8 protein-coding genes are annotated in these 13,080 nt (G+C 31.0%); 2 read left to right on the top strand and 6 right to left on the bottom strand.

Going from position 1 to position 13,080, the window contains the following annotated elements:
* Window positions 1-22: 22 nt before the first annotated feature.
* The 6 genes from L2Z92_RS18420 to L2Z92_RS18395 all read right to left on the bottom strand — a co-directional run bounded on the left by L2Z92_RS18420 (window position 23) and on the right by L2Z92_RS18395 (window position 10,887).
* Window positions 23-592 (bottom strand): hypothetical protein, encoded by a 570-nt coding sequence (locus L2Z92_RS18420; protein WP_236456137.1) that lies wholly within the window; start codon window positions 590-592, stop codon window positions 23-25.
* 370 nt (window positions 593-962) lie between these two features.
* Window positions 963-1,556: a hypothetical protein gene (locus L2Z92_RS18415; RefSeq protein WP_236456135.1), complete on the bottom strand. Its 594-nt coding sequence runs from the start codon at window positions 1,554-1,556 to the stop codon at window positions 963-965.
* Window positions 1,557-1,920: 364 nt separating this feature from the next.
* On the bottom strand, window positions 1,921-2,541 hold the full coding sequence (locus L2Z92_RS18410; RefSeq protein ID WP_236456134.1) for a hypothetical protein: 621 nt from the start codon (window positions 2,539-2,541) through the stop codon (window positions 1,921-1,923).
* 92 nt (window positions 2,542-2,633) lie between these two features.
* The gene (locus tag L2Z92_RS18405; RefSeq protein ID WP_236456133.1) at window positions 2,634-4,151 is read right to left on the bottom strand and encodes a TROVE domain-containing protein; all 1,518 of its coding nucleotides are present in this window, start codon (window positions 4,149-4,151) and stop codon (window positions 2,634-2,636) included.
* 371 nt (window positions 4,152-4,522) lie between these two features.
* Window positions 4,523-7,054: a zinc-dependent metalloprotease gene (locus tag L2Z92_RS18400; protein ID WP_236456132.1), complete on the bottom strand. Its 2,532-nt coding sequence runs from the start codon at window positions 7,052-7,054 to the stop codon at window positions 4,523-4,525.
* Window positions 7,055-7,248: 194 nt separating this feature from the next.
* Window positions 7,249-10,887, bottom strand: a complete 3,639-nt coding sequence (locus L2Z92_RS18395; RefSeq protein WP_236456131.1) for a glycosyl hydrolase family 18 protein — start codon at window positions 10,885-10,887, stop codon at window positions 7,249-7,251.
* A gap of 516 nt (window positions 10,888-11,403) precedes the next feature.
* Here L2Z92_RS18395 and L2Z92_RS18390 point away from each other — a divergent pair.
* Window positions 11,404-12,030, top strand: a complete 627-nt coding sequence (locus L2Z92_RS18390) for a hypothetical protein (RefSeq protein WP_236456130.1) — start codon at window positions 11,404-11,406, stop codon at window positions 12,028-12,030.
* Between the two features lie 85 nt (window positions 12,031-12,115).
* On the top strand, window positions 12,116-13,066 hold the full coding sequence (locus L2Z92_RS18385; RefSeq protein ID WP_236456129.1) for an NAD(P)H-dependent flavin oxidoreductase: 951 nt from the start codon (window positions 12,116-12,118) through the stop codon (window positions 13,064-13,066).
* Window positions 13,067-13,080: the final 14 nt, after the last annotated feature.

Raw genomic sequence — 13,080 nt, 5'->3', positions numbered from 1 at the left:
ATGGCACTTGTTTTTCTATCTATTAGAATCTACCATTTTCTCTTTGAATAAGTAATATTCTGTGAATTCTAATTATTTCTTTAATTATTGGTTTAAGCTCATATTCTTCATTTAAAACTTTAAAAATAAATTCATCATAAAAAAATGCTCTAAAAAGGATAGTTGGGTCATTATTATTTGGTTTGTTACCAACATAACTTGGTACTATTTTTTTTGTGCCAAACTCATTTAAAAATAAATCTAACCTTTCATCAAAATGTTCTATCAAATTCCTCATGCCTCTATTTTTTATTGGACAAGAATCATCTATACTATATACTTTACGTAATTTTTCTGCTCTAATTTTATGAAAAGGACTATTTTTTGAAGGCCAAAAAAATCTCGAAATTCCTGCTACTTGAGCAATTATATTCTGAATTAAACTTAATATTAACTCATGATTTTCTTCAAAATTGATATTAGGATTGTCGCAAATTTCATCATAGTATTCTAATTCACTTAAAATAATGTGTGTCTTTATATATAAACTCTCAATATAAAATGTTTCATTGAATGGGTGAATTTCTTGGATTTCATTTTTAGCGTTTTTCATGATTTTTATTTTTATACTACAAATGTAGTTTTCTACTACGCAACTATTTTACGCTAGTCATTTAAAAACAAGGTAAAAAGCAAAAAGAGATAGTGTTTTAATTAAACTAATAGTTATTGCTAACTATATAAGATGCTACTTATAACTCTAGCGTGACAGGCGAAGGAACTCTTTTTTACGGCACTTGTTTGTTGTATTGTATAATCAAAAAGAAAAGAGTGAAAAGCGAAAAAAGGCTTTGGTGCTTTTGCCATTAAGCTATCTTGAGTACTATCCTAGATAGTTTAAACAAGTGTAGGAATCGAACCTACCTGTCTGACTAGTTTCGAAGGATCTCTTTTCTACGACATCTTTTCTTTTTGATTATTATTTATTTAACAATGTATTTTTTATTAGCAAGTTCTATTAATTTGAATTTTTGCTGACTTTTTTCTGAAAACAAAATCGTTAAATGATCAGCCCAGTAAAGAACAGTTTCTTCTCTTCTAATTTCTAAAGTTGAAATCCAGATTTTTTCATTTTCCACTTTTATTTCCCAAGTTTGAGGAAGTTTATTAAGTAATGGGTTATTTAAAATTTCATCACTTAAACTACCATCAACCAACCTATTTATAGTTTCCCAAAATACTGAGACTTCAGTTATTTTTTTATTTAAAATGTTTTTCCAATTTACATGATTAGTAACATTAATAGTTTTAAATATATCATTTTTTAATTCTATCTTTTCTAAGACTTCGAAACCTACTCCATAGCAATAAAATTCATTGTTCCATTTTATTTGAATAATCTTTCCGTTATCTAATTTGAATATTACATTCATATCAATAGAATGAATTTCTGATGAATATTCCCAAAATTCTAGGATGGGATCTTGGTTTATTTCTTCATAATAAATTTCAACTATTTTTTGTCCAATTAAACTTGAAGCAATTCTCTCGTAATAATTTATTTCTTTTGTTGTCATATTTTCTTCTACAAAATTACTATTTCACTACGCAACTATTTTACGCTAGTCATTTAAAAACAAGGTAAAAAGCAAAAAGAGATAGTGTTTTAATTAAACTAATAGTTATTGCTAACTATATAAGATGCTACTTATAACTCTAGCGTGACAGGCGAAGGAACTCTTTTTTACGGCACTTGTTTGTTGTATAGTATAATCAAAAAGAAAAGAGTGAAAAGCGAAAAAAGGCTTTGGTGCTTTTGCCATTAAGCTATCTTGAGTACTATCCTAGATAGTTTAAACAAGTTTAGGAATCGAACCTACCTGTCTGACTAGTTTCGAAGGATCTCTATTCTACGACATCTTTTCTTTTTGATTTTTTTTCTTAGCTAATTTTACTCATGATTATTTCTTCACGAAGAATATAATTTTCATCAGCATTTTCAATCAATTCATATTTTTGAAGACATGCTTCTGTAAAAAATACGGTTAAATTATCAGACCAGTAGTAATCGTGTCCGCCTTCATTGATTTCTAAAGTTGAAATCCAAAGTTTTTCATCTTCAACTTCTATTTCCCAAGTTTGAGGTAATTTTTTAGTAACAGTTTTTAACTCGGAATCGTTTTTAAGTTCGGTTTTTTCTATACTATTAACAGTATCCCAAAAAACTGTAATTCCAGTTATTTTTTTGTTTAAAATTTTTGACCAATTTGCGTGATTTGAAACATTGATTATTTTCATTCCACTTGGTTGCTGCTTCATTTTTTCTAAAACTTCTAAGCCTATTCCAAAACAGTGAAATTCGTTGTCCCATTTAATTTGTATTATTCTTCCACTTTCTAATTTCAAAATTACATTCATGTCGATGGAATGAATTTCTGTAGAATGTTCCCAAAATTCAATTATGGCCTCATAATTGATTTCTTCATAATAAACTTCTGAGATTTTTTGTCCAATTAAATTTGTAGTAATGTTTTCGTAATAATTTTTTTCTTTAGTTGTCATATTTTTGATGTGTAATGCTATTTTGTCATCTATTTTTTTTTAGGTTAAGAAAAATATCACAAATACTATTCCAAATTTGCGGTATTCATAAATTATATGGCAATTTGTTTAATTTTCGTTAAAGTACTATCGCCATTTTCTAGCGCTTCTAACACATCAAATATCTTGTCAGACCAACCTGCTATTAGGTATACATCATTTCTTTTAATATCTAAAGGCACTTGTCCATAACCTGCTAAATCAAATAAATATAATTTTGCTTTTGGTGCAATTTGTTTGTAAGTATTCCATGAATTTTCAAATGTATGCTTGGTTTGGTTGCTATTCCATAGTTGCACATCGGTAAACAACATTACTTTATCAACAATTTCTTTTCGATTGATTAGGTCTTCGATTACCAAATATCCGTTCGTAGAATAACCAACTTCACCTTCACGTTGGTAAAATTCTTGAACGTTGGTTAATACGTTTCGGTTAGACATATTAATTATTTTCCAAGTATCTCCAAACATTCCGCTAATTACATTTTTGCATCGTGATTGCATTAACATTCCTAACATTAAACCGATATCATACAATTGTATTTTACTTTTTGGTGAAATAGGTTGTTGCATCGAACCAGAAACATCACAAGCAATTACAACAGATGTATTTCCATCGAAACCTTTTATATTTTTTGCACTATGCATTACTGCATCTTCCAAAGCTTCTAAAATCATTGTTGTGTATCGTGATTTAAACACTTTGATTTCTCGATAAGCAGCTAAAAATCGGAAAGGCAATTGTTTTGCATTGGCTATAGCTTTTTCATTACTCAAATACTGGCATATTTTTTCGATATGAGCAAAAGATACTTCTGCTTCTATACTATTTCGTAGGTTACGCATTGTTGCCATATATCCCATTCGATTACTGTCGATTAGGTCTTCCCATTTTTGTTTGATAGCGGCTTTTTTAGCTTCTTCATTATCATATTTATATTGACCAACATCGGACAATTCGGTTTCCCAAGTGTAAGGTGTGGTTAATGTATCGGCTGCAATTTTATTGAATATGGTTTGTTGATTTTTATCTTTTGCTTTTGGGTGAACTAAAAACAAAGCATCTCTTAATTTTACTGCTCCATTACGATTGTACTTTGCAAATTGATATTCATCAAAATTATTGAATGTTTCAGCCAAACCTTTTTGAATTTGTTTCGACAAACGATTTAATTTTTTAGTTTCTGTTCTTTTATTTGCCATTTGATAATAGGCTAATAATTCTGTGATTTCATCGGCACGTTTTACCACACCTTGTACTGTGTTTTTTACGATACTATTTCCATAAGTATGTTTGGCTAATTCTACGGTTAATACCATTGGAATGGAACGCATATACATTTGGTTACGCACATAGATTGCTAATTTGGCGGTAAATTCTGGATTGCATTGTGCAATTAGTTTTTGAATGCGTGCTAAACGATCTGTATTTTTTTCGTAGGTAACATCATTTAATCCTGTTGTTACCACAGCTGTATACAATTCCATTTCAGGATTTAAAGTAAATGCTTTTGCTCCTTCATAATTAGAAGTTACATTTTTCTGTTTGTTAAAATAATTAAATTTCATGGTTTACATTTTAAATTAAATGATGTCGCTTATCGACAGTACAAATATTCAAAACAGTGTGCGTAATTATTTTGCGTAGTAGAAAAATAATTAAAAAATATTTTTATTAAAATTGTAAAGTATTGATTTTTAGTGTATTTTTTTTGGTATTATACCATTTATCACTTGAATTTACTGTAATAAAACGCCCTTTTTTCCTCGCTATTTCAATATAAAATAAAAACGTAACGATGCTATGCTTTGATTTTCTATTTTATATCAAGAAAAAAACCATCATTTTCTTTTACAGTAAATTCAAATCATAACTGGTATTAAAAATAAAAAAACCGCTTCATAAAAATGAAACGGTTTAAAATGGATGTTTTTTTTAATTATTTTGGATCTAAAGCAGCTTCTATTCTTGAAACTAAATCTAATAAATGGAATTTACTCAAACGATCTCTATTTAAGTTCGCTGCAACTTTTAATTGCGCTTTTAATTCTAGTAATTGTCCTCTAGCGATAGAAGGAATATCTGTCTCGCTAATTTTAATTGACCTTCTGTTAAATCGTGCAGTTGCTTTTTTATCTACATCTAAAGAGGAGATAATATTTTCAACAAATAACTTTTGAAGATTTCGTCTGTAAATATCAATTGGAGCATTTGTTTTTAATTCTGAGAAAATTCCTTTTCTTAAATCGCTCATTAATTCATCTACAGAATAATTTTTCTTGTTTAATGAAGATGTTTCAATTAAACGAACCAATCGATCACCATCTAAAAGGCTAGATAATGTTCTATCTTGAATACTTTTTATCGCTTCAACACCACTATCAGGATTAATTTTAGCAATAATATTTTGATCTAATAACCAAGTTGGCGTGTCGAATAATTCTTTGTTTAAGAAAGAAACCGCTTCATTTTGAATACTTGAAGGTACTACTTCGTATAGATCGCCTTCCATATCGTAGGTTTTTGGAGTTTCATAAATTCCACCTACGTTTTTGGTAACGTGTCCCATATATCTTCTAAACTGACCTACCAACGAACCGTATAATCCTTCTAATTCTGAATAATCTTCACCATCTTCTTTACTCCATTCGATTAAATTAGGAAGAATTCTTTTCAGGTTTTTAATTCCATAATCGGATGCTTTCATAGCATTATCACCTAAATCTTCTGTTTGGTACCTTGGATCATACGGACTTGTTTCTGTTCCAAACCATAAGCGACGATTTTTATACGCCTCTTTTGTCATTTCATTAAGTTTCGCTTTTTCTTCGTCTTCACTTTTAGCGCCATCAAAATAAGCATAACCCCATTTAATTGCCCATTTATCATAATCTCCAATTCTTGGAAATAAATTAGTAACGCCATCTTCTGGTTGAGCCACATAATTGAAACGTGCATAATCCATAATTGAAGCTGTATGTCCGTTAGCTTCTTGATACTCTTTATCTCTTAATTTTTCAACTGGTGTAGCAAAACTTGCTCCCATATTATGGCGTAATCCTAAAGTATGTCCTACTTCATGTGAAGACACGAAACGGATTAGTTCGCCCATTAATTTATCATCGAAAGTTTTATTTCTTGCGTTAGGATCTACTGCAGCAGTTTGAACGAGATACCAATCTCTTAATAAACTCATTACATTGTGATACCATCCGATATGACTTTCTAATATTTCTCCCGTTCTTGGATCATGAACATTTGGTCCATAGGCATTTGGAATATCAGCAGCAAAATAACGTAAAACCGAAAAACGAGCATCTTCTAAACTCATTGTTGGGTCGTTCTCAGGCCAATATTCACCACGAATTGCATTTTTCCAACCTGCAAATTCAAAGGCTTCTTTCCAATCATCAATTCCTTGTTTAATGTAGGGTCTCCATTTTTCGGGAGTAGCAGGGTCAATATAATATACAATTGGTTTTTTAGGCTCTATTAATTCTCCATTTTTTTGTCTTTGTGCATCTTCTTCCGATTTTGGTTCTAACCTCCATCGTACTGCAAAAACGGATTTGTCTGCTTTTTGAGATTCTTCTTCAAAAACATCATAGTGATTTGCAAAATAACCTACACGTTTGTCGAAAGCTCTTTTACGCATTGGTCTTTCGGGTAATAATAGCATTGATGTATTTAGTTCTAATGTTACAACACCAGCATCTACACCAGAAGGTAAATTGACACCAATTTTTGGACTAGGTGTTCTAGAAATACGTTGTGGTTCTGTAGAAAATGTTTTTACTGATCTGATTTCTGTATTGATTGGGAAACTATTGATACTTTGTATAAACGATTTGTCTTTTTGAAATGACTGAATACTTAATAACTGTTTATTAATTGGACTTAATGAAAAAGTTTGAACATCAGCATCAAAAGAAGGAGTCATGTCTATTACATATCCAGTGGTATTACCAGTGGCATCTTTTTTATAGGCAAGTACTTCATAATTACCAATAATTGGGTCGGAACTAGAATTTCTAACAGCTTGAGTAATTGGCTTAGCTTCATCTGGCGTCATGATAACATAAGTAATAGAGCGAAGTAAGATGTTGTCGTTTAATCCTTTTTCGAATTTAACAACTTGTCTGTTAATTTCTTCTCCTCCAAAAATTCCACCACCAGCAGGCGTTTTAGAATAACGCGTAATCGTCATAATTTCTTTTCCTATTAACGAATCAGAAATTTCAAAAAGATATTTTTCTTTTAATTTATGAATATCTATTAATCCATTTTGAGTAATAGCTGAAGAATCGATTACTTTAGCATAGGGTTTTGGTCCTTTTTTATCTTCAGGTTTTTTAACTTCTGCAGTAATTTTACCTTTCGATTTTTTCTTTCTTTCTCTTTTTTGAGAGTAGCCATCAATACTACATAACAAGAGTAGACAAGTAGAAATTAGTGTAATTTTTTTAAACATAATTTTTTGGTTGTTAACGTATAGTTTATATCAATCAAAAATATTTTATTTTTTTTAGAATCTATTTTTTGGACATGAATTATTAGATTTATTTAACATTTGTGTGATTTAAAAGCTATTAAATTTAGTTTTTGTTAAAAAATAAAGCCCCGTTTCTTTTGAAAACGAGGCCTTAGTTACTAATTCAAAAACTACTAATTCTTTATGATTTTTCCAGTTTGCACATCATTTTCTGTAAATATTTTATAAATGTAGATTCCTTTTCTAAGGTCGCTAACATTTTTTACAACAATGTGTTTTCCAGATTTTGTATTTTGATTGTATACTTCTTTTACTGAATTTCCTGTAAGATCAAGTAATTGGATTTTAATCATACCTGTTTTTGCAACCTCTAATTCAAAAGTGATTTCCTCATTAACATGTGTTGGATACACTAGTGTATAAGATTGATTTTTTGAAGTTAAAGAAGCGCAGTTAGATTCAAATTCCCAAACAGCATTAACTCCAGGAGTTTCATTTAGTGTCCACCATTTTGCTTTATATATTTTTTGATTATAAAAAGCTTTGTCACCACTATTATATGTTTTTGAAGACAACCAAGCCGATTGACCACAATGTAAACCATCATTAGATCCGTTACAACTTCTAACAAATTCCCAAACAGTATTGCTTCCTGGTTTTTCGTTTTGTGTCCACCATTTGTTTTTATATAATGCGTTTTGATAGGTTACAAAAGTATTGGTTTGTGCGTATATCGACGTACCATTCCATGCAGGAATAGCATCGCAACTTAAAGAACCGCCATCCCAAATTGTCACTGTTACAGTAGTCGTAGCTGTTTGACCATTAGCAAAAGTAGCTGTAGCTAATAGTGTATAATTTCCGTAAGCCGAAGGTGTCCAGTTGAAAGAAGTACCCGTAAAAGTTTGATTATTTACAGAAGTACTAATTTGAGTTAAAGTTGTATTTTTTGGATCAACAACTAAAGTAACTGCAACAGGAGCTAAAGTAGCTTGTTGTATAATTTGATTGTTTGTAGGTGCAGAGAAAGCAATCGAAGGTTGTTGGGCACAAGCTTCAGCTGTTAAATCATTACTGTCTCCACCATAGCTGCTCATGTCTTTACAACCACAATCTGAAAGGTCATGAACACCATCCATATCTGTTCCTATTGTGAACACACCAGAGAAACGTTGGTAGTACCCAATTCTATCTAATACTTGCGATTTTTCAACACCTTGTCCGCATTCTAAACCTCCATTAATAACATTTACTGTCATTCCTAGACCGTGAATTCTATTTTTAGTTACATCTAATGGATTTGGTTGCCAGTTACTTGCCATAACATCATGTGCACTTGGTTTTGGATATTGAGGAGTCATCCAGAACCATATTGCAGTTTGAAAAGCAAGAGCTGCATCTTGTACTAGTTTTTCTGGTTCGTTTAATAAAACATTTTTATCTCCATATAAATATTCACTTACTTGTCCGTAATTATAATTCCAAGATAGTTGAATTGGACCTCTTCCGTGATATGATTTTCCTGGAGCAGGTGGGTAATTTATGTTTGTTTCATCTCTATATCCTGCTGGGCTTCCAACTTCTTCTCTAAAGTGTAATCCCCAAGAAAATTGTCCGCCAGGAGCTGTTGGCCATCCTCCAGTTGTTTCATGAGCAATATTTGCTAAGAAAGCTGATAATTCTCTTTTTCTTTCTTCTAACGTTCCTTCTTCTAAGAAAGTTCCATAGTCTACTTCTTTTGTAATGATAGCTTTGTTGGCATGCATTGGAGCATCAAAGTCACTATCATGACGAATTTCTACAGACTCACCTGTTGTTTTATTGATACGTGTAACGACATAAGCATTTGTACCACATCTTCTTTTTAATTCTGCTTTAATGTTATTCATTCTATTTAGAGCTTCTAAAAACGATTGGTAAGTGAAGAAATCGTTAGCAGGATCTAAAACCCATTCTGTTCCATTATTTACAGCACCATATCTATAAGGGAATAAAGTATTCCACATGTTTTCTGATACTAATGGATGTCCTTGATTACTTCCTTGTGATTCAACAGTGAAGCTTACATTTTTCGTTGTAACAGCTCCCTGATTATCTGTCGCTCTAACAGTTAATGAATAAGTTTTATAGGCAGTAGGAAGGAAAGACACACTATAATTATTCCCATTACTTTGACCTGTTAAAGATTGACCTTCAATTTCAAAAACTACACTAGCAATAGTTCCATTACTGTCTGTTGCAGTTGCGCTTAAATTTATGTTTGCTAATGTTTGTTGTGTAAACACCTGCAGACTTGTAGGAGCAACAATTGCTAATTGAGGTGCTGTATTATTTACACTACCTGCAAATGTTTGATTGATTACGTTAACTAACGGAGATTTAGTAGTTGGACAATATGGATAACGTCCAATTTTTTTAGTTTCTGGTCCAACAACCCAATCGCTAAATACTTCCCAAACAATACAACCCGCTAAATTTTTATCTTTAATATATTGCGCTTTTAATTGAATGGATTGTGGGTTATCATAACTTATGAATGAATTTGCAGTTTTATGAGTTAGATATGGCACTTTTGCAACATCATCCCAATGTTCATTCCATTGTCCGCTTTGAATTTCATGTAGTAAATGAGTATAATATGGCGTTCCTTCCATTGTAGCAAAACGTGTCATATCTGCAGCTGACTGTACTGGTCCATCAACTGAAAAATTGACTTGCGTCTTTAATGTTTGCGCTCCTAATGCTGGTGCTACTGATGTATTTACGGCTCTTCCGTAGAATGCAACTCCAAGGTTTACTTTAGCAAGATTCACATTTAATGCTGCTAATTTTTTATAAGTAGCATCTAATGAAAAGTTTGCATATTCTGCACCTGGATAATCATATAATGGAGAATTATGTCCAGCAATACCAGACCAACCACCATTAAAATCGTAAGTCATCATGTTGTAATAATCCATGTATTGATCAATGGCACTCCATTCTATACCATCTAGTTTATTTGGAGAAGCAGACATTGCAGCTGTAATAAGCTTGTTTGGTCCAATTGCTTGTCTTATTTCAGAAACTAGAATGGTAAAGTTATGATAATCTGCAGTTGTACCAGTGAAATTCATTCCTGAAAATGGTCCTGGATATTCCCAATCTAAATCTATTCCATCAAATTTATATTGGTTTACTAATGTAACACAATCAGCAATGAAACGTGCTCTTTTAACTGGGTCGGATGCCATTTCTGGAAAGTGTTTACACATACTCCAACCTCCTATAGAAGCCATAACTTTTACACCATTAGCTTGCGCAATTTTAATCATGCTTTCTTCAACATACTCTACTAAAGGCCAATTACCTTGCTGACCAGAGGCTGTTTTAATCCAGCCTTTCCAACCACCATCTGGATGAGGCTCATAGCCTAATGCTCTAAGTTTTTCATCCCATCCCCAAAAAGTTTTTGGTTGTCCTAGTACAAAGGTTTGGTCATGACTACTAAATTCATCTGGATGTAATAATGCTGCGGGTTGTTGCACTTGACCATTAGCATAGATTTGTTTGTTTCTCAAATCACCACTATGTAATGAACCATCGACAGCTACTCCAAAAAAGGAGAAATTTAAAATAGTGTATTGAGAATAATCAATATTGTAATGGTTTAAAGATGCTTTTGGAACATGAAGATTGGTGTCTTTCCAAGCATCCCAATTGGGAACGTAACCAATTATTTGCTTACTATGATTTGCAGTTGAATGTGAACCTCCGCTATTAATTTGAGCATAGGAGGATAGTGTAATGAAGGGAATTAGTACTAGTAGCAATAGAAATTGCTTTGTTACCCTTTTTCTGGGTTTACATTGATTTTTAGATTTCATTTGTTTTAATTTAAGTGTTTATTATTTATGTTTATTTGTTTTTATTACGAAATCACTTCTTTGGCTGTATCATTTCCATTATTTAAATGAGAATACAACTTTTGTCCAAATTGGACGAATATTGGGAATATTTATGTGATTAATTTGGCAGTGTAATTTTTCTACTTGGAATATTTTTATAGTTTATGTATACATACTGTTAAGAAATGTGTGTTTTTAACTATAATTAATATTAAATTTACCTTAATTTTTTATTGCTAAAAAATAAATTCAACCAAGTGTACTATTTTTTCAACAAACGTTTAATTGTTGTATACCAACTGCATATATGTATAAAATACATTCTCTTAACAGTTTTTCTTTTGTAGCTATTTCTTTTTAAATATTAAAATATGTTTCTGAATAGTATTATAATTAACAACTCAACTTTTTTTGTACATTGGTGCACTTAAAATATTTAAAATGAGAAAATTATTTGTTTTTTTACTCCTTATTAGTATATCGATAGGTTATTGTCAAAAAAAGAAATCTTCGAAGAAACCGAGTAGTAGTGTAAAAGTGTTTGTAGCAAAATTAGATCATGTTTCAGCGGAGATTATTACTATAAACAAATTAAAAACCATGGTTCTTTTTGTTAAAAATACTGATGGAGTTGATACTTTAGAAGTAAAAAAAATAGTACCAAAAGATTTTAAACCTTTAAATTTTACTTTAAAATCATTTCAAGCAAAAGGAAAAAAGTTCTACTATATTCAATGGGAAGAAAAAAATAAGATTTCAACAAAATTGAAACAAGAAGATCAAGACTTAGTATATACTCAAATTTGGAATGTTGAAACCAAAGAATTATTGTTAGGTAATACGCAAACGTCTAGTCATATTATTGAAACAGTTTATTTAGATCGTAATAAAACTGCTTCCGAAACACAAGAAAAGAATAGAAAAGAAGGTTTTGAATTTCAACTATTGCCTAATGGAGATTTTATTTTAAAGAATAAAACCCAAAATAACACTTATACTTTTGATACTTCAAGTATGAAATATATACCTTTAAAAACTATTTCGACTAAAAACACAAAAAGAAGATAACAATTATTAAAAGAATAAAATAAAATAGTATGCACGCATACTATTTTCTAATCTTTTTACTATATTTGACTAAAATAATTTAAAAATGGAAAAGACAAATTTAACGACACTTTTAGGTATAAAACATCCAATAATAATGGCTCCAATGTTTTTAGTTTCTAATACAAAAATGGTAATAGAAGGTATGAAGAGTGGAGTAGCAGGTTGTATTCCAGCATTAAATTACAGAACTTTAGAAGAGTTAAGAGCTTCGGTGAAAGAGCTGAAGGCTGCAAAAGTAGAAGGAGGAAGTTTTGGATATAATTTAATTGTGAATAAATCGAATATAAAATATAAAGAACAACTTAGAGTTCTATGTGAAGAAAAAGTAGACTTTATTATTACATCTTTAGGAAGCCCAGAAGAAACAATTAGAGAAGCTCACAAAGCAGGAGTGAAGGTTTTTTGTGATGTAACTGACTTAGCTTTTGCAAAAAAAGTAGAAAGCTTAAAAGGAGATGCATTGATTGCGGTAAACAATCAAGCAGGTGGACATAGAGGAGAAATTGACCCAAAAACTTTGATAGAACAATTAAATGAAGGTACTTCTTTACCTGTAATTTCAGCAGGAGGAGTAGGTTGTAAAGCAGATATTGATTCTATGATAAGTTATGGTGCAGTTGGTGTTTCAGTTGGAAGTCCATTTATTGCTTCAATTGAAGGAGGAGTTTCCGATGAATATAAACAAGCCTGTGTGGACTATGGGGAGAAAGATATTGTAATGACAGAACGTATTTCTGGTACACCTTGTACAGTAATTAATACACCTTATGTTCAAAAAGTTGGAACAAAACAAAGTTGGTTGGAAAGTATTTTAAATAAAAATAAGACCTTAAAAAAATGGGTTAAAATGGTTCGATTTTATATTGGTATGAAAGCAACTGAAAAAGCGGCTACACAGGTTACCTATAAAACGGTTTGGGTTGCTGGACCAAGTATCGAACATACAAAAGCAATTTTACCAGTGAAAGATATTGTGACGCATTTGACAGTTTAATGGTATGTATGATA

It is taken from the genome of Flavobacterium jumunjinense, assembly GCF_021650975.2.
Lineage (GTDB): Bacteria > Bacteroidota > Bacteroidia > Flavobacteriales > Flavobacteriaceae > Flavobacterium > Flavobacterium jumunjinense.
Note: the sequence above shows the minus strand (reverse complement) of the source record. Positions and strands in the feature narration are given on the sequence as shown.

Bases quoted from the DNA above. Each gene is read 5' to 3' on its own strand.
- L2Z92_RS18390 (WP_236456130.1), top strand. From the start codon at position 11,404: ATGAGAAAATTATTTGTTTTTTTACTCCTTATTAGTATATCGATAGGT.
- L2Z92_RS18385 (WP_236456129.1), top strand. From the start codon at position 12,116: ATGGAAAAGACAAATTTAACGACACTTTTAGGTATAAAACATCCAATA.
- L2Z92_RS18410 (WP_236456134.1), bottom strand. From the start codon at position 2,541: ATGACAACTAAAGAAAAAAATTATTACGAAAACATTACTACAAATTTA.
- L2Z92_RS18400 (WP_236456132.1), bottom strand. From the start codon at position 7,054: ATGTTTAAAAAAATTACACTAATTTCTACTTGTCTACTCTTGTTATGT.
- L2Z92_RS18405 (WP_236456133.1), bottom strand. From the start codon at position 4,151: ATGAAATTTAATTATTTTAACAAACAGAAAAATGTAACTTCTAATTAT.
- L2Z92_RS18415 (WP_236456135.1), bottom strand. From the start codon at position 1,556: ATGACAACAAAAGAAATAAATTATTACGAGAGAATTGCTTCAAGTTTA.
- L2Z92_RS18420 (WP_236456137.1), bottom strand. From the start codon at position 592: ATGAAAAACGCTAAAAATGAAATCCAAGAAATTCACCCATTCAATGAA.